Below are 24421 nucleotides of genomic sequence, written 5' to 3' on the forward strand. Positions count from 1 at the left end.
TTCTGACATGCGCCGGGGCCCACCTGCCGTCACTCCGGCGACAGGTCGCCTACGATGCCGGGGCATGGAAGGTGGCACTCCCCTTTCCGGTCGCGAGCCGGAGCCCCTCACGGCATCTCCCTATCTGACGATGGCGATCGACCGGGTCGCGGCCGCAGCCGGCATCGAACCCGACGACGTCATCGTGCTGCACGGCGGCGACGGGTGGGAGCGCGCCGAACGCGCCCGGGTCGTGTTCGCGGTCGACCTCGACCCCGCCGGCTCGTCGCTCGACGCGATCGCCGCCGCCCGCCGCGGCGCCGAGGCCGCCGGGTGGACGACCGCGTACGCGGGGCTCGTGCACCCCGACACCAGCGGCGACCACGCGACGCACACCGAGGGTGCGCTCGTGATCGCGTGCAGAGCCGACGACGAGCTGGTGCAACTGCTCGACAACGGCCCGCTCAGCCTCGCGCTCGATCCGGCGATCGCCGGATCGCCGGCGACGACCCGACCGGCGCGCGTGCTGATCGCCTCCTACGAGATCACCGGCCCGACCGGCAACGGGGGCATCGGGACCGCATATCACTCGCTCGCGCACGTGCTCGCCGCCGCCGGCAACGACGTGACGCTGCTGTTCACCGGCTGGATGGCCCCCGAGGCCGCCACGGGCGAGCCGGAGTGGAAGCGCAGATTCGCAGCGCGCGGGATCGACTTCTCGATCCTCGGCACGCCGTGGGACACGCCCGTGCGCAGCCCGCACCACGCCGTGCGGCGCGCGTACGAGTTCCACCGCTGGCTGCTGGAGGCCCACGCCGCGCATCCGTTCGACGTGGTGCACCTGCCGGAGACGCTCGGCCACGGCGCGTTCGCGATGACCGCGAAGGCGCTCGGGCTCGCCTACGAGGGGGTCGAGTTCGTGATCGGTACGCACTCCTCCACACGCTGGGTCGCCGAGTGCAACCGCGAGGGGATCGAGGACGTCGACCTGCTCGTGACCGAGCGGCTGGAGCGGCTCAGCGTCGCGCGCGCCGACGTCGTGATGAGCCCGAGCGCGTATCTGCTCGACTACATGCGCGCCCGCGGCTGGACGATGCCCGAGCGCACGTTCGTGCAGCCCTACGCGCGGCCGCAGTCGGTCCGTCAGATGGCAGCCGACAGCGAGCGGCGGGCGAGCGGACCGGCGCCGACCGAGCTGGTCTTCTTCGGGCGCCTGGAGACGCGCAAGGGGCTGGAGGCGTTCTGCGACGCCGTCGACCTGCTCGTCGGCGACGGCGCCGACTGCCCCTTCGACAGCGTCACGTTCGTCGGCCGCCCCGAGCGCGTGATGGGCGAGGACGCGACCGCCTTCGTGACGCGTCGCGCCTCCGCCTGGGACCTGACCTGGAAGATCCTGCCCGACCTCGGACACGACGAGGCGATCGCGTACCTGCGCGAGACCCCGTGCGTCGTCGCGATCCCGTCGCTGGTCGACAACTCGCCGAACACGGTCTACGAGGCGGTCGCGCTCGGGGTCCCGTTCATCGCGTCGCGCTCAGGCGGGACCGCCGAGATCATCGCCGCCGAGGACCTCGCCGTCTCGACGTTCGACGGCTGGAGCAACGCGACCGCGCTGGAACCGCCGACGTTCGCCGACGCGGAGGAGCCGTTCGACGCCGCGGCGCTCGCCGCGGCGCTGCGCGCGAAGGCCGCCGACCACGAGGCGAGCGTCTCGCCCGCCGTCTCCGACGTCGCCTGCGACCGCGTCTACGACCACTGGCACCGCGCGATCGCGAGTCGCCCGCGGGTGACCGCGCCCGCCTCGTCGGGGCTGCCGACCGCCGCCGTCTGCATCGTCGACGCGGAGGGCGACGACGTGCGCCGCATCGGCGCGGCGCTGGCTGCGGGGACGCGGCAGCCCGCGCAGATCGTCGCCATGCTCGCCGAGTCCGTCGGCAGCGACGCCGACGCGGCCGAGGAGCTGCCCGCGGGCATCGAGCTCGTGCGCGCGTCCGGACGCGGCGAGGGCGTCGCGCGACGCGCGCTGACGGAGCGGCTCGACGCCGACGTGCTGATCGTGCTGCGCGGCCGCGAGCAACCGGACGCGACGCTCGTCGAGCGCGTCTGCGCGGCGTTCGCGGCCGGCGATGCGGACGTGCTCTCGATGATCTGCCGCGATGCGGACGCCGAGCGCAGAACCGGCGTCCCGGAGTCGCTGCGAAACACCAGCGCCTCGCCCGACCTGCGCGCGTTCGTGCCGATCGCGGGCCCGCCGGTCGCCGCAGCGATCTATCCCGCGCTGGCGATCGGTCCGTACGCGATCCGGCTCACGGCGCTCGTCCGTGCCGGCGGCTATGCGGCCGACACGTGGGGCGAGACGATCGACCACGAGCTGCTGGCGCGCCTCGCCCTCGACGGCGTGCGCTTCGACGTCCACCCGGATCCGCTCGCGGCGACCGTCCGCGACGACGCCTGGTCGGAGGTGCGCAGCCGCTTCCTCGGCTCCAGCGCGATACCGACGCCGGAGGGCGAGGCGCAGATCCGCCGGCTGCGGCCGTTCCGGCGGGCGCTCGGAGACGACCTGCGCGACCTGCCGGCGCTGTTGGCGGGAGCGCAGCGGGCGTTCAACGGCGAAGCCGGCGTTCGCGAGCAGCTGGTGCTCCAGTACGAGGAGCGGCTCGCGGAGTTCGCGAAGCTGGTCGACGTCTACGAGGGCAACCTGGCGGAGCATCGCTACCTGATCGCGCTCTACGAGCGTCAGAAGGAGGAGATGCGGGTCGCGCTCGCAGGCCGCGGGACGCCCGCGCGCGCCGCGCGCACGCGCCTGGCGACGCAGCGGCTGAGGCGCGCGGCGCGCGGACCGGTCAGCGGATGGCCCGCTCGCGGAGCGCGCTTCGCGCGCTGGCGCCTGGAGCTGGTGCGCCGGAAGCTGAGATGAGTTGGGACGAGCCGCTCACGATCGCCGAGCGGCTCGCCGCCAGCCTCGGCGCCGAGGTGTGCCGCTGGCCGGCACGCGCTTCCACAGGCGCCGTCCTGCTGATGCAGGCAGAGCAGCTCGACGACGTGCCGGCGGTGCGACTGAGAAGTGCTGCCGCGGCAGTGGTCACCGGAGCGTCCGCGGACGCGTCCAGCGCAGCGCTTGTCGCGCTCGCCGAGCGTGTCGAGTCACGCGGCCTCAGCGTGGCGCTGGCGACCTTCGCCGCCAGCGCGTCGGCGGAGGTGCCGCTCGTCGTCGCGACAGCCGCGGGCGACGCGCGCGTGGCCGAACTGCTCGCGGCGGGGCCGCATGCGCTCACGCTCGACGCGGCTGTCGGCGCCGCGAGCGCGTCCGCAGACGATCCGGCCGCGCGCGTCTGCGTCGTCAGCTTCGAGGCCTCCGGGATGACCGGCGGCGGCATCGGGACCGCCAGCAGCTCGCTCGCCGAGACGCTCGCACGCGCCGGTCACGATGTGACGCTGCTGTTCAGCGGCTGGCAGGAGGCCGGCGCGGAGGATGCCAACGCGCGCTGGGCCGAGCACTACGCGCAGCGCGACGTGCACCTGGAGATCTTGCGTCCGCCCGGCGGCGGATCGGTCAAGAACCCGCACTTCCCCGCCCGCTCGGCCTACGAGGTCTACTGCTGGCTGCGCGCGCAGCAGCCGTTCGACGTCGTCCACCTGCCCGAGAACATGGGACACGGCGCGTACGCCCAGCTGGCCAAGCGCCACGGCGCGGCGTTCGCGCGCACGACGTTCGTGGTCGGCACGCACGGACCGACGCGCTGGGCCGCGGAGGCGAACCGCGTCGCGCTGACGCGCGAGGAGTTCCTCGTCAACGAGCAGCTGGAGCGGATCAGCGTCGAGCTGGCCGACGTCCTGCTCGGGCCCAGCCGCTATCTGCACGGGTACATGCGCGAGCGCGGATGGGCGCTGCCCGAGCGCGTCCACGTGCAGCCGTACGCGACGCCGAGCGCCGTGCGGCCGGGTGCGGCGACCGTGCCGCGGTCGGTGCGCGCGCGCCGCGAGACCGCCGTCGGCGTCGTCGCGCCCGGGCACGCCGCCGTCGGCGACGCGCTCGCGCTGCCGGACGAGCTGGTCTTCTTCGGCCGGATCGAGACGCGCAAGGGCGTCGTGACGCTGTGCGACGCGCTCGACCTGCTGGCCGCGCACGACGAGCTGCCGGCGTTCTCCGTCACGTTCCTCGGCCCGGTCTCCGAGGTGCTGGGGCAGTCCGCCGACGCCTACATCGCGGCGCGGGCTGCGCAGTGGCCGTGGGGCTGGAGGATCGTCAGCGATCGCGACCAGCGCGGCGCGGCCGAGTACCTGGCGCGGCCAGGCGTGATGGCGGTCATGCCCTCGACGGTCGACAACGCGCCCAACACGGTCAGCGAGGCGATCGCGCTCGGCGTGCCGTTCGTCGCCGCGCGCGCCGGCGGCACCGGCGAGCTGATCGCCGCCGAGCAGCGCGACGACCACATGTTCGGCGCGACCGGCGACGGCCCGCCGCTGCCAGTCCCGCTCACGCAGCCGACGCCGATGGTCGATCCGGCCCCGCTCGCCGCGCTGCTGCTGCGCCGCCTGACGACAGCGGTCACGCCCGCGCGACCGCCCGCCACGCTGGAGGCGGTCGACGCCGCCTACGACCGCTGGCACCGCGCCGTCGCGCGCACGAACCGCGAGGCGGGTGCGACCAGCGCCGACGGGAGCGACAGCGCGGGCGCGGCCGGTCCTGACGCGGCAGGAACGGGCGCGCGCGCAGCCAGCGTTCCTGACGCGCCGAGCGCAGGCGCCGACAGCGAGAACGGCGCGCTGCCGACGCTCGCCGTCTGCGTCCTGTTCGACGGCGACGAGGCCCTGCTGAGGGGGCAGCTGGAGTCGCTGACCGGGATCGACGGCGTCGACGTGGTCGTCGCCGACCTGCGTCCTGCGGACGCCACGCGCCTCCCGGCCGTCGTGGGCGACACCACGGTGGTGCGCCCGGCCCGCGCCGGCCATGCCGCCGACGCACGCGCCGCCGCGCTCGCGGCCAGCGACGCGCCGCTCGTCGCGTTCGTCCCGGCCGACGACGTCCCGCTGCCGCGCTTCGCCGGCGAGTTGCGGCGCGCCGCGGCCGCCACGTCGGCCGACGTGTACGCCTGCGCGGTGCTCGACGGACTCGGCAGCCGGGACGCTACCGCCGCGGACGCCGCCTTCCACGCCTTCGTTCCGCTCCCCGGTCCCCCGCTCGCGGGGCTCGGTGGGGCCGTCTTCACGGCCGGGCCGTACGCGATCCGGCGCGCCGCGCTGGATCGGCTCGGGGGATTTGCCGCCGACGCGGCTGCGCAGGAGGCGGACGACGAGCTGCTCAACCGCGCCGCTGCGGCCGGGCTGCGGCTCGAGGTGCTGCCGGAGCCGCTCGCGCTCAAGCGCCGGGCCGGGCTGTGGGTGAACCTGCGCGCGCAGTGGCCGCGCGTGACGATCGAGCCGCCGTACGACGCGGAGCAGTGGCTGCGCGTCGAGCGCCCGTTCGCGGACGCGGCGGGCGACCTTCCCGGGCTGCTGCGCGGAGCCCGCAGCGATGTGCTGCGCCTGCAGGCGGTCGTCGAGGATCAGCGCGACGCGTACGAGCGGCGCGTCGCCGAGCAGCGCGTCTGGATCGACGGCCTCGAGGTGCGCGCCGCGCAGTCGCGCGAGCGCGAGGAGGCGATGGACGCCGAGATCCGCAGCTTGCGGGCGCTCAACGCGGAGTTGTCGCAGAGCGCCGCCCAGATCGCCATGCGCACCTTGCTGAAGGCCGGCAAGCGCGTTCAGCAGCGCCTCAGACGCTAGCGCGTCGCGCCGGCGGCGCCGACGCCGGTGACGCGCTCGGTCCCGAACGCCCGCAGGTCAAGCAGCAGGTCGTGCACGAGCCGCGGGTAGACCTTCGAGGCGCGGAAGCTCTCGGCCTTCATGCGGCCGCGCACACGCACGCGGTGGTGGGCGTCGGGCGAGCGCTGCAGCAGTTCGATGCGGTTGTGCAGCTCGCCCGCCGTGCCGATCTCGAGGAAGTCGATCCCCGGCTCCAGCCCGTGCAGCGGGTGCAGCGGCTCGCTCAGCACGAGGTGGCCGGCCGCGAGGTGCAGCGAGACGCGGTTCTCGAACGACGGGTACGGCTCGTTGTGGAGGTTGATCCCGACGTGGTGCTCGCGCATCAGCGCGTCGAGCCGCTCGGCGTCGACGCCGAAGGCGAGGTGCAGCACGTCGAAGCTGTGCTTGGAGGGGATCAGCAGCTGCTCGCGATGGTCGGTCGAGCGGCCGACGAACATCACGCGCGGGCGCCCGCGGATCTCGCGCACGTCGGCGTAGAAGCGGTCGTCGACCGGCAGCGGCAGCGAGCGCCAGACCGGCAGCACCTCCTCCGCCGCCTCGACGATGTTCGGGTCGAACGCGACGATCCGGTCGAAGTTGGAGCGGTCCACCTTGCGCAGCGAGGCGAGCCGTATCTCGAGGTCGTCGTGCGCGGCGCCGTTGCCGCGCGGCAGCGGCTCGGTCAGGAACCCGAGCGTCGCCGCGTCCAGCTCGGCGAAGGCGCCCGTCGGCACGATCTCGGGCCGGAAGACGAGCACGACGTGCGGCTTGTAGGCGTGCAGCTCTCCCAGCAGGCGCCCCAGCTCGGCGCCCTCGCGGAACTCGACGAAGCGCGTCGCCAGCTGCGGCGTGTCGTGCATCAGCGCGCACGCCTCGAAGAAGGTGCCCTGGCCGACGAACGCGAGCCGCAGCGGCTCGTGCTCGGCCGGCACCGCGTACGGCTGCCCGGAGCGGGCGAACGCGGGGTTCACGAACGGCGGGCGGGTCGCGTGCGCATGGCCGTGGATGGTACGGGCGCGGCCAGCGTCACGCGGCCAGCCGCAGCGACGGGTAGCCTTCCGCGGCGAGCAGGAGGCTTCCGCAATGCCCGACTGGCAAGAACGCATCACCGACGACACCCGCCCCGCGGTCCGTGCCGAGCACGAGCTGCGCTACGCGCTCGCCGCGCCGCTGATCCGCGCCAGCGCGCGCTGGTGCGACCTCGGCTGCGGCACCGGCCTCGGCGCCGTCGCCGCGCTCGGCGACGCCGCCTACGACGGCAGCGCGCTGCTGGTCGACCGCGAGCAGGCGGTCGCGGACCGCGCGGCCGCCGCCGTGCAGGCGCGCGAGACGGTCGCGCTCGTCGCCGACCTGTCGGACCAGGCGGGGGTGAGCCGCGTGCGCGAGGCGCTCGCGACGCCGCCGAAGACGTCGGCGAGAGCGAGAAGAGCCGCGGCCGGATCGGGGCCCGGCGTGAGCCTGCTCGTCACCTGCTTCGAGACGATCGAGCACCTGTCGGACTTCGCGCCGCTCGTGGCGCTGCTGGTGGAGCTGGCGGCGCGACCGGCGACGACGGTCCTGCTCAGCGTCCCCAACGACGCCTTCTGGAGCGTCGAGAACCCGCATCACCAGACGACCTGGGGCGAGGGCGCCGTGCGGGAGCTGCGCACGCTGCTGCCGGCCGACCACGTCATGCTGCATCAGGTCGCGCTGCAGGGCTCGGCGATCGTCGTCGCCGGCACGTCGGCCGACGTGGCTGCCGAGGTCGCGCTCGCGCCCGCGGTCCCCTCGCACGTGCTGCTCGCCTTCGGCGCGGGCGCCGGGCAGCTGGGCGGGCCTGCGACGCGCGTCGTGCAGGCCGACGTCGAGGCGCAGCGCCGCTGGGAGCGCCAGCGCGAGAGCGACCTGCTGTTCTACGAGACGTCGGTGCGGGCGCTCGAGCAGCGCCTGGCCGCAGCAGGGGCGTCCGCCGGCGCGGCGCCGCAGGACGGCGACGCCGACAGCGCGCCCGCTGCGAACGGCCACGCGTGAAGATCGCCTTCCTGCTCAACGACCTGCAGCTGTCCGGCGGCGTCGGCGTCGTCGTGCAGCACGCGCGTGCGCTGGCGCTCAGACACGGGCACGACGTCACGCTCGTGCTCGTGCGCGAGCAGGAGGCGGCGCCGTGGGAGTTCGAGGGGCTGGCGCACCTGCACGTGGAGGGGCTCGACGACGCCCGCGGCGAGCACTTCGACCTCGCGATCGCGACCTGGTGGGAGACGACCTACTCGCTGTTCGAGCTGGAGGCGGACCGCTACGTCCACTTCCTGCAGAGCTTCGAGGACCGCTTCTACGACCGCGACAGCGCCGAGCGCCCGGCTGCCGCGATGACGCTCGACCTGCCGCTGACGTTCGTCACCGAGGCGAGCTGGATCGCCGAGACGCTCGCCCAGATCCGGCCCGACGCGCCGCGCTTCCTCGTGCGCAACGGGATCGACAAGGACGTCTTCGCGTCCCCGGCCGCGCCGCAGGTGCGGCTCGGCGAGCCGCTGCGAATCGTCGTCGAGGGCAACCCCGACGTCTGGTTCAAGGGCGTCCACGAGGCGATCGGCGTCGTCGGCCTGATGCGCGAGCAGCGCCACCTGACGGTCGTCACCGGCGACCACACGAAGATCAGACCCGGCACCGCCGACGCCGTCGTCGGGCCGCTGACGCAGCGCGAGATGGCCGCGCTGTACGGCGCCAGCGACGTCGTGCTGAAGCTGTCGCGCGTGGAGGGGATGTTCGGGCCGCCGCTGGAGGGCTTCCACATGGGCGCGACCTGCGTGGTGGCGCCCGTCACCGGCTACGACGAGTACATCGTCCACGGCTGGAACGGGCTCGTCGTCGACTGGGACGACGCGGGCGGCGCGGCGCGCGCGCTCGACCTGCTCGCGCGCGACCGGCGGCTGCTGACCTTCCTGCGCTCCAACGCGCTGGAGACCGCGCGCGCCTGGCCGACCTGGGAGCAGTCGGCGACGTTCATGGCCGCGGCGCTGGAGACGATCCGCCGCGATCCGCCGCCGCCCGCCTACGCGGGCGCGCGCCAGCTCGCCGCCGACAGCCGCCTCGCGCTCGAGACGCACCGCCTGCGGCTGCACGAGCGCAACGAGTACAGACGGCTCGCGAAGCCGATGCTGCGGATCAAGCGGACCTCGGCCTGGCGCCGGCTGAAGGTGCTGCGCGAGCATCCCGCGATGCAGCCGGTGTGGGTGCTGTTGCGGCCGCTGACACGCAAGCTGCGGGCGAAGCTGAGCGGCTGAGCGATGGCGCGGCACCCGCGGATCGATCGCGCCGTGCGGCAGCTGCGCGCGAGCGCCCCGCAGGTCGACCGCGCGGTGCGCCGCGTGCGTGACACCGTCGCGCCCGTCGATCGCGCCCTGCAGCGCCTTGGCGGCGGCGCGACGCCGGTCGACGATTCGCCGTTCACCGCCTACGCGGCGGTTGCCGAGCTGGCGCGCCGCGGGCCAGCGCCGTTGGTGCCGCGCGCCGATCGCGACGCGGCGCGCAACACGCCGGACGCGGATCGCGACGCGGCGCGCGCCGACCGCGACGCGGCGCGCGGAGGAGCGACCTCCGACGCTGCCGCCGCCCTCGACGTCGCGGTCGTGATCCCGTGGTTTCCGCCCGGTTCCGGCGGCCACGCGACGATCTTCAACCTCGTGCGCCAGCTGGAGGCGCGCGGCCACCGCTGCTCGATCTGGCTCGACGACCCGACCGGCCGTCACGCGGCGCTCGCCGACGACGAGGCGCTCGCGCAGCGGATCGAGGAGCAGTTCGGCGGCTGCTCCGGGCCGGTCCACAGAGGCTTCTCGCAGTGGTCGGGCGCCGACGTCGCGCTCGCGACGAGCTGGACGACGGCCTACCGCGTGCAGCTGCTGCCGGGTTGTCGCGCGCGCGCGTATCTGGTGCAGGACCACGAGCCCGAGTTCCACCCGACCTCGGCCGAGTCGGAGTGGGCCGCGGCCACCTATCGCGCCGGGCTGCACTGCATCGCCGCCAGCCGTTGGCTCGCCGAGCTGCTGCGTGAGCGCTACGGCGCCGTCGCGACGCACTTCGACCTCGGGATCGACCACGACCGCTACAGCCCCCGCCCGCAGACGCCGCGCCGCGACGGGCGCGTGCTGTTCTACGCGCGTCCGAGCACCGACCGCCGCGCCGTCCCGCTCGGGCTGTTCGCGCTCGCGGAGCTGCGCCGCCGCCGTCCTCAGGTCGAGCTGGCGCTGTTCGGCGCGCCGAAGCCGGTCGCGACGCCGTTTCCGTGCGAGCAGCTGGGGCTGCTGACGCCGGCCCAGCTCGCCGACGCCTACCGCGGCGCGACCGCCGGGATGGTGCTGTCGCTGACGAACCCGTCGCTGGTGCCGCAGGAGATGCTCGCGTGCGGGCTGCCGTGCGTCGACGTCGAGCGGCCGAGCACGCGCTCGGAGTGGGGCTCCAGCGGCGGCGTCGAACTGGCGGCGTTCGACCCGCAGGCGATCGCGGGCGCGCTGGAGCGGCTGCTGGACGACCGCGCGCTGCACGCGCAGCGCAGCGCAGCCGGGCTGGAGTGGGCGCGCGAGCGGACCTGGCCGCGCGCCGCCGAGCAGGTCGAAGCGGGCCTGCGCGCCGCGCTCGGCGCAGGCTAGCCCTCGTCGTCGCGCAGCGCGCGGTCGAGCGCCAGCACCGCGCCGGCGGGGACGCCGACGACGACGAGCGCGAGCAGCAGCCACAGCATCCAGCCCGACAGCAGCGACGGGCGGAAGACCTCGATCCGGTCGGCGAGCGTGCTGACGCGGTCGGCGAGGCTGGCCGGTCTCGCCTCGGCGAAGCGGATCGCCGGGTTGGCGGCCTGCCGCACCCCGTCGATGCGCGTCGTCGAGCGCGTCTTGGCGCGGTCGGCGGTGCCGTACAGCGCGACTCTTCTGCTGCCCTCGTTGGCGAGGCAGATGACGACCTCGACCGGGGCCGCGGGCGGCGTGACCGGGATCGCGAGCAGCTCGTTGTCGCCGTAGCCGGAGGCGGGGATCGCGACCGTCTGGCGGTAGCCGTCGCCGGTCAGCGTCAGCCGCAGCGGCTGGGCCGGGCGCCCGTAGGTGCCGACGCGCAGCTGCGCGACCTCGCTGTGCGGATCGACGACCGCCTCGTCGAGGCAGGCGCGCTGACCGCCTCTCAGCCCGACGAGCGTGACGGCGGCGACCGCGTCGGGCTGCGGGAAGGTCCCGTACAGCTGCCGGTCCTCGGTCGCGAACGGGAGCAGCAGCAGGACCGCGATCAGCACGAGGCCCAGCAGCCCCGCCAGCAGCGCCGCGCGCCTAGCCATAGAAGCGCACCACCACGGCTCCGAGCGCGGCGAACTGCAACAGCACCGCGAGCGACAGCGCCGCCGACGTCGCGACCGCGCCGGCGGTGCGCGGCAGCGCACGCACGACGGTCGCGACCGCGAGCCCCATCAGCGCGATCAGCGGCAGCAGATAGCGGCCGGTCAGGACGGGGTCGAGCGGGTTCGTGCGCAGCGCGCGGTACGCCAGCACGTGGTTGACCCCGAGGTAGAAGAGGAGCGCGAAGCCGAGCACCGCGACGACGTCGAGGTTTGCGCGCACGCTGCGGCGCTGCACCACGAGCGAGGCGAGGAACAGCACGAGCCCGACCCGCACGCCGGTCCAGATCAGGTCGAGCACGTCGCGCGAGAGGACCGTGTCGAGCTGGGCGTAGGTGCCGAAGAAGCGCTCGACGAACGCCTGACGAGCGCCGTAGTCGGGCCGGATCGAGGGATCCATGAAGCCCAGCTTCGGCAGGTAGAACTGCCACAGGTAGGAGCCGAACTGGCGCATGGCGCCGGGCGACGGGCTGCCGGCCGCCAGCACGGTCAGCACGGCGACCCCCAGAATCCCGAGCGCCCACGACGCGAGCTTCATACGTCGCGCCGCGCGCGGCGTGTGCGGGCCGGTCGAGCGCCAGGCGGCGATCGCGATCGCCAGCAGCCCCGCGCCGCAGATCGACAGCCCGCGCGGATGCGTCGCCGCGCACGCGACCGCGACCGCGACCATCCACGCGACGCGTCCGCGCGTCAGCCCGTGCCGCAGCAGCACGACCGACAGGTACAGCACCGCCGACCCCAGCAGCGCCAGCATCGCGTCGGGGTTGACGACCGACGACAGGTGCACGAGCTGCGCGTCGAGCGCCACGACGCCCGCGGCCGTCACCTGCAGCCAGCGTCTGCGGCGGAACACCTCCCCCGCGATCAGCCATGCGAAGACGACCGTGCCGAGCAGCAGCGGGATCCCGAACAGGCGCACCGCCAGCTCGCGCGTCCAGATCGACGCACCCGACGTGATCGCATACGGGACGGACGCATAGAGGTAGTAGAGCGGCGGGTTGCGCATCGCCGGCAGATAGCCGCCGTTGGACTTCGCGATGTCCGGCAGCGTGCTGTTGAGGTCGCGCCAGATGTCCTCGTCGACCGCGGTCCAGTTGGCGCGATCGGCGAGGTTGCCGACCAGCGCCGTGTCGCCGGACTCGCCCAGCGCGACGCCCAGTTCGGTCCCGACGCCTTGTCTGGCACCGGGCGCGAGCGTGCCGGTCGGCTTCCACGGGATCGTGCGCTTCTCGACGATCTGCTGCGTGTAGTTGAAGTGGCTCTCTTCGTCCGGGCCCTGGAACGGCGGCAGCAGGATCGCCCACGCGAACGCGAGCACCGTCGTCATCGCGAGCAGGATCCAGAGCGCGGATGGGATCGCGGCCATCCGCGTACGCGCATGGCGCATCATCGGTGCGCCAGGGTAGCGGGCACGCGAGACGTGCTCACCGGGCGCCGCGGCGCGAGCCGCGCAGCGCCGCCAGCACGCCGCAGCGGTACGCGTCCAGCAGCGGGCCGACCCGGCGCGCCAGCGGCGAGGCGAACAGTGGCGTGTCGAGCCGCGCCGTCATCTGCTGCAGCAGGCGCTCGTCGCCGACGGCGCGCAGCGCCTGCACGCTGCTGCGGTGACGCCGCAACGCCCGCGCCCCGCGCGCGAGCGAAGCCCACGAGCGCAGCTTCTCGCGCCACCAGCCGTCACGCAGCGACAGCGCGACGATCCCCGCCTCGGCGGCGAGCAGCAGCGGCGTCAGCAGCAGCAGCGTGCGCAGCTCGTAGTTCGACAGCACCGTCCACCAGCGGTTGCGCTCCAGCCAATACCACTTGCTGGAGCCCTTCTCGAACGTGTAGTCGTGCTCGACGACCGCCTCCGGGACGAAGCGCACGCGCCAGCCGGCCAGCCGCGCGCGCCAGCAGATGTCGGTGTCGTCCTGGTACATGAAGTAGCTCGGCTCGAAGCCGCCGAGCGTCTCGAAGGCGCTTCTGCGGACCATCAGCGCCGCGCCCGAGACGGCGGCGACGTCGCGCGGGGCGCCGTGCTCGCGCGCCTCCTCGAAGCGACCCGACCAGCACAGCCCGGTCAGGTGGATCGGGTTGTCGCCCGCGTTGACGCGCTCCCAGCCGGGCAGCAGCACCTGCGCGCCGACGACCGCGACGTCGTCGGGCTCGCCCGCCGCGCACAACTCCCGCAGGCACTGCGGATCCGCCGTCGCGTCGGGGTTGAGGAACCACACCCAGCTGCCGCGCGCCTGGGCGGCGGCGCGGTTGCACGCCCGCACGTAGCCGGCGTTGCCGACCGGCTCCAGCAGTCGGACCCCCGCGGGCAGCTCGCCCAGCAGCGCCGCCAGCGGCGCGTCGGGGTGGTTGTCGACGACGACGACCTCGAGCGGCGCGAGCTGCTGCGCGAGCAGGCTCTCGATCGTCGCACGCGTCGCGGCCGGGTCGGCGTAACTGACGATGATCGCCGAGACGTCGGGCTCCATGACGCGTACCGTAAACGACTACCGCTATCCTGCGGTCGCCGGACGCGTGGCACGACAGGCTCGTGCGCACCCGATCAGATCCGACGCCTGTGGATTCCCGTTCTACATCTCTCGCCGTCGTCCCGGCTTACAACGAGTCGGCGAGCATTCATCGCGTCGTCGAGAGAATGCTGCGCGATCGACCCGACTTCGACGTGCTCGTCGTCGACGACGGCTCGACCGACGCGACCGCCAACCTCGCCGAGCGCGCGGGCGCGCACGTGCTGCGGCTGCCGTTCAACCTCGGCATCGGCGGCGCGGTCCAGGCCGGCTTCCTCTACGCCCGCGAGCACGGCTACATGCGGATGGCGCAGGTCGACGGCGACGGGCAGCACGACCCGGTCGAGCTGGAGAAGCTGATCGTCGCGATGGAGGAGACCGGCGCCGACGTCGTCTGCGGCTCGCGCTTCCTCAGCGAGGACCTCAAGTACCCGTCGCCGATAAGCCGCCGCACGGGCATCCACATCTTCGCGTTCCTGCTGTCGCTGTTCGTGCGGCAGCGCATCACCGACCCGACGTCCGGGTTCCGGCTGTATGGACGCCGCGGCATCGAGCTGTTCGCACGCGACTACCCGCACGACTATCCCGAGGTCGAGGCCGTGCTGATGCTGCATCACCACCGTCTGATACTGAGAGAGACGCCGGTGCGGATGCACCTGCGCGACGGCGGCAGCTCCTCGATCACGTCGGGCAAGTCCGCGTACTACATGGTCAAGGTGCTGCTGGCGCTGTTCATCGGCCTCGCGCGGCGCCGTCCGGTCGTCGATCCCGGCGACCAGGCCCCCGTCTCCGCGAGTCACGGGATCTAGACAGATGGACCGGATCCAGCTCGTCTCGGTCCTCGCCGCAGCCGCCCTGCTGCTGGTGGTGCTGGAGATGGTCCGCCGCCGCCGGCTGCTGGAGCGCTACGCGCTGCTGTGGCTGTTCGCCGCCGTCGTCGTGCTGGTGCTGGCCGCGTGGCGCGGGGCGCTCGAGAAGCTGGCGAGAGCGTTCGGCATCATCGACGCGCCGAACGCGCTGTTCTTCGTCGCGCTCGCCTTCACGCTCGTGCTGCTGCTGCACTTCTCGACCGCCGTCTCGCGCCTGACGGACCAGTCGAAGCTGCTCGCGCAGCGCCTGGCGCTGATGGAGGAACGGCTGCGGCGCGTCGAGCGCAGCGGCGAGACTCCGGCCGAAGACGCCGAACCGGTCACCGTCGCACGGCGCTCCGGCGCGTGAGCGCGTTCTCGCTGGGCGGTCGAGCGGGGTCCGCCCCGCGCCCCCGCACCGCGCTGCGCACGCGACTGCGGCAGTTCCCGCTGCCGCTCGCCGCGATCCTGCTGGCGGCGCTGCTGAACGCGATCGCGTGGTCCTACGCGACGCCGCCGCTGCAGGCGCCCGACGAGCCCGCCCACGTCGCCTACGTGCAGCACCTCGCCGAGACCGGCCACCCGCCGAAGCGCAACGCGGACGACTACCACGTCTACTCGACCGAGCAGGGCACCGCGATGCTGCTGCAGGCGCTCAACACGTTGCCGACGGTCGGCAACGCGCGCCCGTCGTGGTCGCCCGCCGACGAGGCCGAGCTGCGCCGCCTCGGCGACGACCTGCCGGCGTCGGGACGCAAGGACGGCACCGGCCCCAACCCGGCCGCGCAGAATCCGCCGCTGTACTACGCGTTCGCGTGCATCCCCTACTGGGCAGGCCGCGCGCTCGGGCTCGACTTCACCGGCCGCCTGATGCTGATCCGCTGGGCGACGAGCCTCTTCTACCTGGCGATCATCGCGCTCACGTGGGTGCTCGTCGGCGAGCTGATGGCGGCGACCTGGCTGCGGGTCGTGGCGACCTCGGTCGTGGCGCTGATCCCGCAGCTCGCGTTCATCGGCACGATCGTCAACCCGGACATCATGCTCGCCGCGATCTGGACGGCGTTCCTGACGCTCGCGGTGCGGATGCTGAAACGCGGGCCGACGGCCCGCAGCGTGCTCGGCGTCGGCGCGCTGACGGCGGCCTCGGCGCTGACACACGGGCGCGGGCTGCTGCTGCTGCCGCCCGCGATCGTGCTGATCGGGCTCGCGTTCCTGAAGTACCGGCCCGGCTGGCGCGCGGCGCTGACGTGGTCCGGCGGGGCCGCGGGGCTGGTCGCGGCCGGCGGCCTGGTGGCGCTGCTGGTGACGCGCTCGGCGAGCGGCGGCGCCGCGTTCGGCGGCGTCGCGACGGCCAACAGCGCCGGCACGAGCGTGCGCGGCCTGGCCGACTACGTGTGGCAGTTCTACCTCGGCAGGCGCGGGTTGATCGGGCCGAGAATCGGCCCCGACTACGGCTTCCGGCAGGTCTTCGTCGAGTCCTTCCTCGGCCGCTTCGGCTCACTCGACGCCGGCTTCTCCAAACGCGTCTACGACGGCCTGCAGGCGCTCGTGCTGCTCGGCCTGGCGGGCTTCCTCGGCGCCGCGTTCGTGCGGCGGCGCTGGATCGCCGAGCACTGGCAGCTCGTCGTCGTGCTCGTGCTGACGCCGCTGTCGCTGCTCGGCGGCCTGCACCTGATCGCCTACCGCCAGCTCGCCGCCGGCTCGGTCGACCCGATCCTGCAGGGCCGCTACCTGCTCGTCTGCGTCTCGCTCGTCGGGCTCGCCGTCGCCGCGATCTGCGCGACGCTGCCGCGCCGGGTCGGCGCGGTCCTCGCCGCGGCGGTGCTCTCGATCGGCGTGCTGCTGTCGATCGGCGGCCTCGGCGTCACCGTCCTGCGCTTCTATGTCTGAGCGACCCCGGCAGAGGCTGTCCCAGCTGCTGCGCGCGCCGTGGGCGCCGGCGCTCGCGGTCGCCTGCGCGATCCTGCTCGTGGGCGCGGTCGCCTACTGGATCCCGTGGCTGACCGACGCGCGCCAGTACGTCGCGGCCACGCCCGCGCCGACGCCGTCCTCGCCGCTCGTCTACGCACCGGTCGCGTTGCCGCCCGGCGGCGAGCTGTGCATGGCGCCGGTCACGCTGCCGCCGGACGGCCGCGTGCTGCAGCTGCGCACGACGACTCCGCAGGCGCAGGGACCGCCGCTGTCGGTGCGCGTCAGCGGCCCCGGCGGCTACCGCGCGAGCGCGCGCCTGGCCGACGGCTTCAGCGGCGACGTGATCGCGTTCGAGCTGGCGCCGCCGCCGCGCGCGCTGTCGGGCGGGCGCGTCTGCGTCACCAACGACGGCCGCCGCAGGGTGCCGCTGATCGGCTCGACCGAGGTCTTCACCGCGAGCGCCCGGCCCGCGGCGGTGCTCGACGGCAGACCGCTGGCGCAGAAGGTCGCGCTCGCCTTCTACACGACCGCCGACAACGGGCTGGTCCACCACCTCGGCGCGCTGCTGGACCACGCCGCCGCGTTCAAGCCGTTCGGCGGCGTGCTGCTCGGGTTCGTCGTCGTGCTGCTACTGCTCGCACTGCCGCTGGCGACGATCGGCGGGCTCGTGTGGGCGCTGCGCCAGGACCACTAACATCGCCGCGATGCCCTCCGAGCTGCGCCGTGTCGGCCTGAACCTGCTCTACCTCGTGCCCGGCCAGGTCGGCGGCAGCGAGGTCTACGCGCGTGAGCTGGTCGGCGCGCTGGGGCGCGCACGGCCCGAGCTGGAGCTGCTCGCGTTCGCCAACGACGAGGGCGCCCCGTCGCTCGCGCAGGCCGGCTGGCCCGCCAACGTGCGGATCGTGCGACTGCCGGTGCGCGGCGCCAACAAGCCGGCGCGGATCGCGACCGAGCTGGCGCGGCTGCCGCTGGCGGCGCGCCACCACCGCGTCGAGCTGCTGCACTCGCTCGGCACGACCGGGCCGATCGTCGCGGGCGTGCCGCACGTGCTGTCGATCCTCGACCTGATCTACGCGCACTACCCGGAGACGTTCCCAGCCGCCGCGCGGCTCGGACTCGGCGCCGTCGTCGGACCGGCGGCGCGCCGCGCCGACCGCGTCGTGACGATCTCCGAGGCGGTCAAGCGCGACGTCGTGCAGCGGCTGAACGTGCCGGCCGAGCGCGTCGACGCGGTCCTGCTCGGCTACGGCGCGGAGCGCGCCCGCGCTACTCCGGCGCCGCCGGCCGCGCTGCGCGAGCGCTTCGGACTCGGCGAGGGGCGCGTCGTGCTGTGCGTCTCGGCCGCGCTCGTGCACAAGAACCTGCCGCGGCTGATCGACGCCTTCGCCCAGCTCGGCCCCGGCTTCGAGGACTGCCGGCTCGTGCTCGTCGGCCATCACGGACGCGACTCCGAGGCGCTGCGCGAGCACGCCGAGCGCGCTGGCGTGAGCGACCGGATCGTGCAGACCGGTTGGATCGAGGCCGACGTGCTGGAGGGCCTCTACGCGCTCGCGAGCTGCTGCGCCTACCCGTCCCTGCACGAGGGCTTCGGCCTGCCGCCGCTGGAGGCGATGGTGCGCGAGGTCCCGCTCGCCTGCTCCGACGCGACCTCGCTGCCGGAGGTCGTCGGCGACGCCGCCGAGCTGTTCGAACCGACCGACCCCCGCGCGATCCGCGACGCGATCGCACGCCTGCTGACCGACCCCGCGCGCGCCGCGGAGCTGGTCGCGAGCGGGCGCCGGCGCGTCGGCCTCTTCACGTGGGACCGCTGCGCCGAGGGCGTGCTCGCCAGCTACGAGCGCGCGCTGCGGCCGGCGACGCGCGCGTAGACCGCTTCCAGCTGCTGCGCGACCCCGTCCCAGCGCGGGATCGCGGGCGCCGGGCCGCTCGGCGGGTGGGCGGCGAACGAGGTCGCCGCGTCCGCCAGCTGCGCGCGCTCGGCGACGACCCGCACGTGGGCGGGATGGGCCGCCGCCAGCTCGCGGTGGCTCGGCAGGTCGCTCAGCACGACCGGCGTCCCGAGCGACAGCGTCTCGACGACCGCGAGGCTCTGCGTCTCGGCCGTGCTGTGGTGCACCAGCACCGCCGCGGCGCGCTGCAGCGCGGCGACGACGGCGGGGTCGTCGACGTGCCCGAGCCAGGTCGTGCCGCTGCCGGCGACCGTCCCCTCCCACTCCGCGCGCTCGGCGTCGCTGCCGTGGAAGCCGCCCGCGACGACGACCGGCAGCCGCGGCGCGAGCACGCGCACGATCTCCAGCTGCGCCTTGCGCGCGGAGACCGTCCCCAGCAGCAGCGCGAACGGCTGCGCTGGCAACTCCGGCGGCGGCGCGACGACGGGCGCGTCGAGCGAGCCGCTGCCGTTGGGCACGACCGCGACGTCCGCGGTGGCGTCCCTGCCGACGAGCCGCACGACCACGTCGCGCTCGTAGGCGGTCAGCGCGACGATCGCGTCGGCGCGCTGGAGGATCTGCAGCCGCATCCGCCCCGCCGTCAGCAGCGGCAGGCGCGCGGCGACACGCATCACCTGCTCCTCACGCCCGCGGCTGAGCACGATCACCGGCGAGACGACGAGCGGTCTCAGCGCCTGCGCGTGCAGCAGCAGGTGCCGCAGGTTCGGCTCGGCGCCGAAGCCGTGCACGACGTCCAGCGGCGGGCGCCGCTCGGCGCGCTCCAGGAACACGACCTCGTGGCCGCGCGCCCGCAGCGCCTGCGCGGTGTCGCGCATCTGACGCTCGAGGCCGCCGCCCCCGATCGCCGGTGGGATGCCGCCCAGGAAGCCGATTCGAAGTGGCGGGGTCACGCGGCGCGAATCTTCCCAGCTCGCCGCCCCGACCGCGCTGACGGCTACGATCCTGCGACCAGCATGCCGTCCGCCACCGCCGTCCGCTCCGCGCGACTGACCGCATTCGTCGCCCAATCGCCGTTCGACCGCCAACCGATCCTCGCGTTCATGGAGGCGGTCGCCGCACGCCTTCCGGCGGGCTCGACCGTGCTTGACGCGGGCGCCGGCGACGCGCCGTATCGCGAGCTGTTCGCGCACTGCGACTACAAGACCAGCGACTGGACCAACTCCGTCCACGAGGGCGCGCAGGCGGTCGACTTCGTCGCCTCGCTCGACGCGCTGCCGATCCCCGACCGCTCGTTCGACACGGTCCTCAACACGCAGGTGCTCGAGCACGTCGCCGAGCCGCTCGCGGTCGTGCGGGAGCTGCGCCGCGTGCTCGTCCCCGGGGGCGAGCTGTGCCTCACCGTCCCGCTCGTCAACGAGCTGCACGAAGAGCCCTACGACTTCTACCGCTACACGCCGTACGCGCTCAGATCGCTGTTCGAGCAGGCCGGCCTCGAGGTCCTCTCGATCGAGCCGCTGACCGGCTTCTACACGACGCTCGCCGCGCTGCTGCGCAGCGCCGGCCTGATCACCGGCGTGCAGGCGCAGGGCGACCTGGCGCGGCGCGCGCTCGCGGCCGCGATGCGCATGGTCGCGCCGGCGCTGCCGCGCCTGGACCGACTCGACCGCCGCCGCGCGCTGCCGCTCGGCTACGTCTGTCGCGCGCGCCGGCCCCAGGGCACATGACCGCGGCGGCGCCCGACGGCGTCCCGCCCGGCCCGGTCGAGCAGCGCCACGTCGCGCGCAGCGCCGCCGTGACCGGGCTCGCGCAGATCGCGATGCTGGGGATCGGCGCGGTCCTCTCGATCGTGATCCTGCTCGTGTTCGGCAAGAACAGCCGCACGGACGGTCTGCTCGCCGCCTACGGCGTCTACAGCATCGTCGTGCTGTTCGCGCAGAGCTTCCGCACGACCGCCGTCGCGCGTCTGGTCGAGGGCGAGCGGCCGTTCGAGACCTACGACCGCTTTCTCGGCGGGGTGCTCGTGATCATCCTCGGCTCCGGCGTCGTGCTGGTCGTGCTCGGCTCGCAGCTCGCGACGCTGCTGACCGGCGACCTCGGCGACGCGGCGCACGACACCGCGCGCTTCACGCTCGCGCTGCTGTGGCCGGCGGCGGGCGCCCAGCTCGTCTCCGCGCTGAGTGCCGCGCAGCTCGGCGTGCGCGGCGAGTTCGCGCTGCCCGGGGCCGCGTTCGTCGGCGGCGGACTGACGCAGGTCGCGCTGACGCTGGCGCTGTCGGGCCCGCTCGGGCACGACGCGGTCGCGGTCGCGATCGCCGCCGGCTCGCTGCTGACGTGCGCGCTGCTGCTGGGCCGGATGGCCGTGCTCGGCTACCGCCCGCACCCGCGCGACGTCCGGCCCCGTCTCACCACCCTGCGCACGCTGGTGCAGATGCTCGGCGGCGCGACCGCGCACCTCGCCGTGCAGCTGACGTACCTCGTCAGCCTCGCGTTCGCGGCGCGGATCGGACCCGGCGGGGTGACGCTCTACTCGTACGCGTTCCTCGCCAACGCCGCGATCGTCGGCGCGACGAGCGGCTCGATCGCGCTCGTGCTGGCGGCGCCGATCGCCGGCAGCTGGGATCGGCGCCCGCGCTCGCTGGACGCACACATGCAGATCGTCGCGCGCGCCGTGCTGATGGTGATGGTGCCGCTGCTGGGCGTGATCGCGCTCGCCGGCACGCCTGTGATCGAGCTGGTGCTCGGCTCGTCGCTGTCGCATTCCGACGCGGTCACGATCGTCGGGATCGTGCTCGCGCTCGCCGGCGCGATGCTGGCGAGCGCCGTCGAGCCGGTCCCGATGCTGGCGGCGTTCGCGACCTCCCGCTACAGCCGCGTCGCGCTGCTGTCGCTGACGCTCGTCGTGACCCAGGTCGCGATCGCGAGCGTCGCGCTGGAGCTCGACTCGCTCGTCGGCCTCGGCGTCGCGACGTCGATCGCGACCCTCACCTACGTCACGCTGCTGCTGCAGCTGATCTACGGGCGCGAGCTGCTGACGCCGATCAAGCTCGTCCTGCGCGAGCTGCTGTCGCTGCTGCTCCCGTGCGCAGTGCTGTTCGTGCCCGCCGGGTTCGCGGCGGCCGCGCTCGGCGGCGACGGCTGGGCGGTCGCGGCGGCGGTCGCGGCGAGCCTGCTCTACCTGCTCTTCCTGCGGCTGCTGCGCCCCGAGCACTGGGCGCTGCTGCTGCGCGTGCTGCCGATCCCGACCGCCGGAGGCACGACCTGATGCGCATCCTGCACCTGTCTCCGCACCTGCCGTTCGCCCCCGGCGGTTCCGGCGGCGCGACGCGCCAGTTCCACCTGCTGCGCCGCCTCGTCGAGCTCGGCCACGACGTCACGACAGTCGTGCCGGTGCCGCGGCAGCATCGCGAGCACGTCGCGCTGACGCGCGCGGCGGGGATCCGCGTCGAGGCGGTCCCACGACCGGCGTCGCGCGTGCGCGAGACGCTCGACGCGGTCATGCACGAGCCGCGCCTGCTGCCGCTCGCCGCCGCCGCCCCGCTGCCCGCCTGGCAGGTGCGCGTGCTGTGGCAGCAGCTGCGCCCCGTCGTCGCACGCGTGATCGCGGAGACACCGCCGGACCTCGTCATCGTCGAGCTGGACGTCAGCGGCGGCTGGATCGCCGACCTGCCGCAGCAGCTGCCGGTGCTCGTCGCCATGCACGACGTGACGGCCGGCTACTTCGCCGCGCGCGCCGCCGCGACGAGCGGGCGCCAGCAGCGCTGGTTCGCGTTCGAGCAGCGCCGCGCCGGCGCCGACGCGCGCCGCTGGCTGCCGCGCGCGCGGGGGCTCGTCTGCGTCTCGCAGGCGGACGCCGACGCGTTGGCGGCGCTGCTCGGGCCGGCCGCGCCGGCGCCCCACGTCGTCCCCAACGGCGTCGACCTGAGCGCCTTCCCCCCGGCCGGCGACGAGCCGGACGGGCCGCCGACGCTGCTGTTCACCGGCACGATGAACTACGCGCCCAACGTCGAGGGCATCCGCTGGTTCGCCGACGGGGTCTGGCCCCGCATCCGTGCCCGTCACGCGGATGCGCGCCTGCTCGTGGTGGGGCGCGATCCGACGCCGGCCGTCATCCGGCTGGGCGAGCTCGACGGCGTCACGGTGACCGGCTCGGTCGCGGACGTCGCGCCGTACTTCGGCGACGCGCAGCTCGTCGTCGTGCCGCTGCTGTCCGGCGGCGGCACGCGGCTGAAGATCGTCGAGGCGGCCGCCAGCCGCCGCGCGATCGTCTCGACCAGCCGCGGCGCGGAAGGGCTCGACGTCGCGGCGGGGAGAGAGCTGCTGATCGCGGATGCCCCGGAGGAGTTCGCCGCGCAGACGCTCGCGCTGCTGGGCGATCCCGCACGCCGCGCGCAGCTGGCGGCGGCGGCGCGCAGCTTCGCGGAGCGCTACGACTGGCGCGCGCTGGGCGATCGCTTCGAGCGGATCGTGCGCGCGGCGGCGGACGGCAGCTGAGCCCGATCGCGTACCCTCGCGCGATGCCTGTCGCTGACCTGCTCGCACGCTGGGCGCCGCCGAAGGCCGCGGTGCTGAACCTGTTCGTCAACCGGATCCCGTTCGTCGGGCTGCGGATGCGCGCCTACGGCGCGTTCGGCGTGCGCTTCGCCGAGGCCGGCAGCGGGATGCTGATGCTCGGCGCCGAGGTCTGGTCGCCGCAGCTGCTCGAGTTCGGCCGCGGCTCGATCGTCGGGCGCGGCTGCATCGTCGACGCACGCGGCGGGATCCGCATCGGGGACCACGTCAACATCGGCTCCGAGACGATCCTGATGACGGCCAAGCACGAGGTGCAGGACCCGGACTTCGGCGGCACCTACGAGCCGATCACGATCGGCGATCGCGTCTGGATCGCGACCCGCGCGACGGTGCTCGGCGGCGTCACGCTCGGCGAGGGCGCGGTCGTCGCGGCCGGCGCCGTCGTGACGAGCGACGTGGCGCCCTACACGATCGTCGGCGGCGTGCCGGCGAGACCGATCGGCGAACGCACGCGCGACCTGCGTTACAGACTCGGCTACCGCGCCAACTGGGTCTGATCCGAGCGTGACCGTCCGCCGCTGCGCATTGCCGTAGGCTGCGCGCTTCGATGTCCCGCAGACGCGTGCTGATCACCGGCATCACCGGCCAGGACGGTGGCTATCTCGCCGAGCAGCTGCTGGCCGCGGGCGACGAGGTCATCGGCACCGTGCGCCAGCCCGACGGCGCGCTGGACGCGGCCGGCCTGGGCCAGCTCGCGGGCCGCGTCACGCTGCTGCGGGCGGACCTGCTCGACCCGGACAGCGTGCGACGCGCGATCGCCGAGGCGCAGCCGCAGGAGATCTACCACCTCGCCGCACCGACGTTCGTGCCCGACTCGTGGGACGACCCGAGCGCAGTGATCGCCGCGGTCGCGACCGGCACCGCGACCGTGCTCGCGGCCGCCGGCGGGCTCGGCGACGACGTCCGCGTGCTGGTCGCCAGCTCGAGCGAGGTCTTCGGCGACGCCGGCGTCTCACCGCAGTCGGAGCGCTCGCCGATGCGGCCGCGCTCGCCGTACGGCGTCGCCAAGCTCGCCGCGCACGGCCTCGTCGGGACGCTGCGCGCGCGCCACGGCCGCTTCCTCGTCTCCGCGATCACCTTCAACCACGAGTCGCCGCGCCGGCCGGAGCGGTTCCTGCCGCGCAAGGTCAGCGCCGGCGTCGCCGCGATCGCCGCCGGCCGCGCCGACTCGCTGACGCTCGGGGACCTCTCCGCGGTGCGCGACTGGTCCGACGCGCGCGACGTCGTCGACGGCCTCGTGCGCGCGCTGCGCCACGACGAAGCCGGCGACTACGTCTTCGCGTCCGGCATCCCGCACACGGTCGGCGACCTCGTCGACGCGGCCTTCGCCGCCGCCGGGATCGATCGCAGCGTCCCCGACGCGAGCGCCCCGGACGGCCTGCGCGACCGCATCCTCGTCGACCCCCGCTTCGTGCGCCCGCCGGAGCGCTGGCCGCCGGTCGGCGACCCGTCGAAGGCGCGCGAGCGGCTCGGCTGGCGGCCGAGCCGCTCGTTCGAGCAGCTCGTCTCCGAGATGGTCGAAGCGGACCTCGCGCGGCTGGCCTGACCGGTCGCCGCGCGCCGTCGGCCGCTCGCGGACCGGCGCGCGCG

The 24421-nt window shown here is 74.4% G+C and carries 20 protein-coding genes; 15 read left to right on the forward strand and 5 right to left on the reverse strand.

Annotation, left to right across the window (positions count from 1 at the left end):
- Positions 1–130 precede the first annotated feature (130 nt).
- Together Q7L65_RS06280 and Q7L65_RS06285 are read left to right on the forward strand one after the other, a co-directional pair.
- Positions 131–2896 carry a glycosyltransferase family 4 protein gene (locus Q7L65_RS06280; RefSeq protein ID WP_304719504.1) on the forward strand — a complete coding sequence of 922 codons (2766 nt, stop codon included), beginning with the start codon at positions 131–133 and terminating at the stop codon, positions 2894–2896.
- Positions 2893–5745: a glycosyltransferase family 4 protein gene (locus tag Q7L65_RS06285; RefSeq protein WP_304719505.1), complete on the forward strand. Its 2853-nt coding sequence runs from the start codon at positions 2893–2895 to the stop codon at positions 5743–5745. Before Q7L65_RS06280 ends, Q7L65_RS06285 begins: the two co-directional genes overlap by 4 nt.
- Here Q7L65_RS06285 and Q7L65_RS06290 read toward each other — a convergent pair.
- Positions 5742–6734: a hypothetical protein gene (locus tag Q7L65_RS06290; RefSeq protein WP_304719507.1), complete on the reverse strand. Its 993-nt coding sequence runs from the start codon at positions 6732–6734 to the stop codon at positions 5742–5744. The genes Q7L65_RS06285 and Q7L65_RS06290 overlap by 4 nt on opposite strands.
- 112 nt (positions 6735–6846) lie before the next feature.
- Between Q7L65_RS06290 and Q7L65_RS06295 the strand changes: the two genes are divergently transcribed.
- The 3 genes from Q7L65_RS06295 to Q7L65_RS06305 are packed head-to-tail and all read left to right on the forward strand — an operon-like array spanning position 6847 to position 10385.
- Positions 6847–7773, forward strand: coding sequence for a methyltransferase domain-containing protein (locus Q7L65_RS06295; protein ID WP_304719508.1), 927 nt, complete (start codon positions 6847–6849; stop codon positions 7771–7773).
- Positions 7770–9023: a glycosyltransferase family 4 protein gene (locus Q7L65_RS06300; protein WP_304719510.1), complete on the forward strand. Its 1254-nt coding sequence runs from the start codon at positions 7770–7772 to the stop codon at positions 9021–9023. Before Q7L65_RS06295 ends, Q7L65_RS06300 begins: the two co-directional genes overlap by 4 nt.
- A 3-nt stretch (positions 9024–9026) precedes the next feature.
- Complete coding sequence (locus tag Q7L65_RS06305; protein ID WP_304719513.1) at positions 9027–10385, forward strand: glycosyltransferase family 4 protein; 1359 nt, start codon at positions 9027–9029, stop codon at positions 10383–10385.
- Here Q7L65_RS06305 and Q7L65_RS06310 read toward each other — a convergent pair.
- From Q7L65_RS06310 to Q7L65_RS06320, 3 genes are read right to left on the reverse strand one after another with little or no spacing between them, the layout of a single operon-like run.
- The gene (locus tag Q7L65_RS06310; protein ID WP_304719514.1) at positions 10382–11059 is read right to left on the reverse strand and encodes a hypothetical protein; all 678 of its coding nucleotides are present in this window, start codon (positions 11057–11059) and stop codon (positions 10382–10384) included. The genes Q7L65_RS06305 and Q7L65_RS06310 overlap by 4 nt on opposite strands.
- Positions 11052–12506 carry a hypothetical protein gene (locus tag Q7L65_RS06315; RefSeq protein WP_304719516.1) on the reverse strand — a complete coding sequence of 485 codons (1455 nt, stop codon included), beginning with the start codon at positions 12504–12506 and terminating at the stop codon, positions 11052–11054. Before Q7L65_RS06315 ends, Q7L65_RS06310 begins: the two co-directional genes overlap by 8 nt.
- A 34-nt stretch (positions 12507–12540) precedes the next feature.
- Positions 12541–13575: a glycosyltransferase family 2 protein gene (locus tag Q7L65_RS06320; RefSeq protein ID WP_304719518.1), complete on the reverse strand. Its 1035-nt coding sequence runs from the start codon at positions 13573–13575 to the stop codon at positions 12541–12543.
- A gap of 89 nt (positions 13576–13664) precedes the next feature.
- On the opposite strand from Q7L65_RS06320, the gene Q7L65_RS06325 reads away from it, so the two are divergent.
- Genes Q7L65_RS06325 through Q7L65_RS06345 form a run of 5 tightly spaced genes read left to right on the forward strand, consistent with a single transcriptional unit; the run spans position 13665 to position 18241 of the window.
- A complete protein-coding gene (locus Q7L65_RS06325; protein ID WP_304719519.1) occupies positions 13665–14423 on the forward strand; it encodes a glycosyltransferase family 2 protein in 759 nt (252 codons plus the stop codon).
- 4 nt (positions 14424–14427) lie between these two features.
- On the forward strand, positions 14428–14832 hold the full coding sequence (locus Q7L65_RS06330) for a DUF2304 domain-containing protein (protein ID WP_304719521.1): 405 nt from the start codon (positions 14428–14430) through the stop codon (positions 14830–14832).
- Positions 14829–16352: a DUF2142 domain-containing protein gene (locus tag Q7L65_RS06335; protein WP_304719523.1), complete on the forward strand. Its 1524-nt coding sequence runs from the start codon at positions 14829–14831 to the stop codon at positions 16350–16352. Before Q7L65_RS06330 ends, Q7L65_RS06335 begins: the two co-directional genes overlap by 4 nt.
- Positions 16345–17067 carry a hypothetical protein gene (locus Q7L65_RS06340; RefSeq protein WP_304719526.1) on the forward strand — a complete coding sequence of 241 codons (723 nt, stop codon included), beginning with the start codon at positions 16345–16347 and terminating at the stop codon, positions 17065–17067. The genes Q7L65_RS06335 and Q7L65_RS06340 overlap by 8 nt, the downstream gene beginning before the upstream one ends.
- Before the next feature lie 10 nt (positions 17068–17077).
- Positions 17078–18241: a glycosyltransferase family 1 protein gene (locus Q7L65_RS06345; protein ID WP_304719528.1), complete on the forward strand. Its 1164-nt coding sequence runs from the start codon at positions 17078–17080 to the stop codon at positions 18239–18241.
- On the opposite strand, the gene Q7L65_RS06350 is transcribed toward Q7L65_RS06345, so the two are convergent.
- A complete protein-coding gene (locus Q7L65_RS06350; protein ID WP_304719530.1) occupies positions 18205–19212 on the reverse strand; it encodes a glycosyltransferase family 4 protein in 1008 nt (335 codons plus the stop codon). The two genes, Q7L65_RS06345 and Q7L65_RS06350, sit on opposite strands and share 37 nt — an antisense overlap.
- Positions 19213–19275: 63 nt before the next feature.
- Between Q7L65_RS06350 and Q7L65_RS06355 the strand changes: the two genes are divergently transcribed.
- The 5 genes from Q7L65_RS06355 to Q7L65_RS06375 are packed head-to-tail and all read left to right on the forward strand — an operon-like array spanning position 19276 to position 24377.
- Positions 19276–19986 (forward strand): bifunctional 2-polyprenyl-6-hydroxyphenol methylase/3-demethylubiquinol 3-O-methyltransferase UbiG, encoded by a 711-nt coding sequence (locus Q7L65_RS06355; protein ID WP_304719531.1) that lies wholly within the window; start codon positions 19276–19278, stop codon positions 19984–19986.
- Positions 19983–21524, forward strand: a complete 1542-nt coding sequence (locus tag Q7L65_RS06360) for a lipid II flippase MurJ (protein ID WP_304719533.1) — start codon at positions 19983–19985, stop codon at positions 21522–21524. The genes Q7L65_RS06355 and Q7L65_RS06360 overlap by 4 nt, the downstream gene beginning before the upstream one ends.
- On the forward strand, positions 21524–22753 hold the full coding sequence (locus tag Q7L65_RS06365) for a glycosyltransferase (RefSeq protein WP_304719535.1): 1230 nt from the start codon (positions 21524–21526) through the stop codon (positions 22751–22753). Before Q7L65_RS06360 ends, Q7L65_RS06365 begins: the two co-directional genes overlap by 1 nt.
- 23 nt (positions 22754–22776) lie before the next feature.
- Positions 22777–23328: a DapH/DapD/GlmU-related protein gene (locus Q7L65_RS06370; protein WP_304719536.1), complete on the forward strand. Its 552-nt coding sequence runs from the start codon at positions 22777–22779 to the stop codon at positions 23326–23328.
- 50 nt (positions 23329–23378) lie between these two features.
- Entirely contained in the window at positions 23379–24377 is a 999-nt protein-coding gene (locus Q7L65_RS06375) for a GDP-mannose 4,6-dehydratase (protein ID WP_304719538.1), read from the forward strand.
- The last annotated feature ends 44 nt before the right edge of the window (positions 24378–24421 follow it).

Source organism: Conexibacter sp. CPCC 206217 (genome assembly GCF_030646165.1).
Taxonomy (GTDB): Bacteria; Actinomycetota; Thermoleophilia; order Solirubrobacterales; family Solirubrobacteraceae; genus Conexibacter.

Coding starts and splice junctions, on each gene's coding strand:
- Q7L65_RS06280 (WP_304719504.1), top strand. CDS start 131: ATGGCGATCGACCGGGTCGCGGCCGCAGCCGGCATCGAACCCGACGAC.
- Q7L65_RS06285 (WP_304719505.1), top strand. CDS start 2,893: ATGAGTTGGGACGAGCCGCTCACGATCGCCGAGCGGCTCGCCGCCAGC.
- Q7L65_RS06295 (WP_304719508.1), top strand. CDS start 6,847: ATGCCCGACTGGCAAGAACGCATCACCGACGACACCCGCCCCGCGGTC.
- Q7L65_RS06305 (WP_304719513.1), top strand. CDS start 9,027: ATGGCGCGGCACCCGCGGATCGATCGCGCCGTGCGGCAGCTGCGCGCG.
- Q7L65_RS06310 (WP_304719514.1), bottom strand. CDS start 11,059: ATGGCTAGGCGCGCGGCGCTGCTGGCGGGGCTGCTGGGCCTCGTGCTG.
- Q7L65_RS06315 (WP_304719516.1), bottom strand. CDS start 12,506: ATGATGCGCCATGCGCGTACGCGGATGGCCGCGATCCCATCCGCGCTC.
- Q7L65_RS06320 (WP_304719518.1), bottom strand. CDS start 13,575: ATGGAGCCCGACGTCTCGGCGATCATCGTCAGTTACGCCGACCCGGCC.
- Q7L65_RS06330 (WP_304719521.1), top strand. CDS start 14,428: ATGGACCGGATCCAGCTCGTCTCGGTCCTCGCCGCAGCCGCCCTGCTG.
- Q7L65_RS06340 (WP_304719526.1), top strand. CDS start 16,345: ATGTCTGAGCGACCCCGGCAGAGGCTGTCCCAGCTGCTGCGCGCGCCG.
- Q7L65_RS06345 (WP_304719528.1), top strand. CDS start 17,078: ATGCCCTCCGAGCTGCGCCGTGTCGGCCTGAACCTGCTCTACCTCGTG.
- Q7L65_RS06355 (WP_304719531.1), top strand. CDS start 19,276: ATGCCGTCCGCCACCGCCGTCCGCTCCGCGCGACTGACCGCATTCGTC.
- Q7L65_RS06360 (WP_304719533.1), top strand. CDS start 19,983: ATGACCGCGGCGGCGCCCGACGGCGTCCCGCCCGGCCCGGTCGAGCAG.
- Q7L65_RS06365 (WP_304719535.1), top strand. CDS start 21,524: ATGCGCATCCTGCACCTGTCTCCGCACCTGCCGTTCGCCCCCGGCGGT.
- Q7L65_RS06370 (WP_304719536.1), top strand. CDS start 22,777: ATGCCTGTCGCTGACCTGCTCGCACGCTGGGCGCCGCCGAAGGCCGCG.
- Q7L65_RS06375 (WP_304719538.1), top strand. CDS start 23,379: ATGTCCCGCAGACGCGTGCTGATCACCGGCATCACCGGCCAGGACGGT.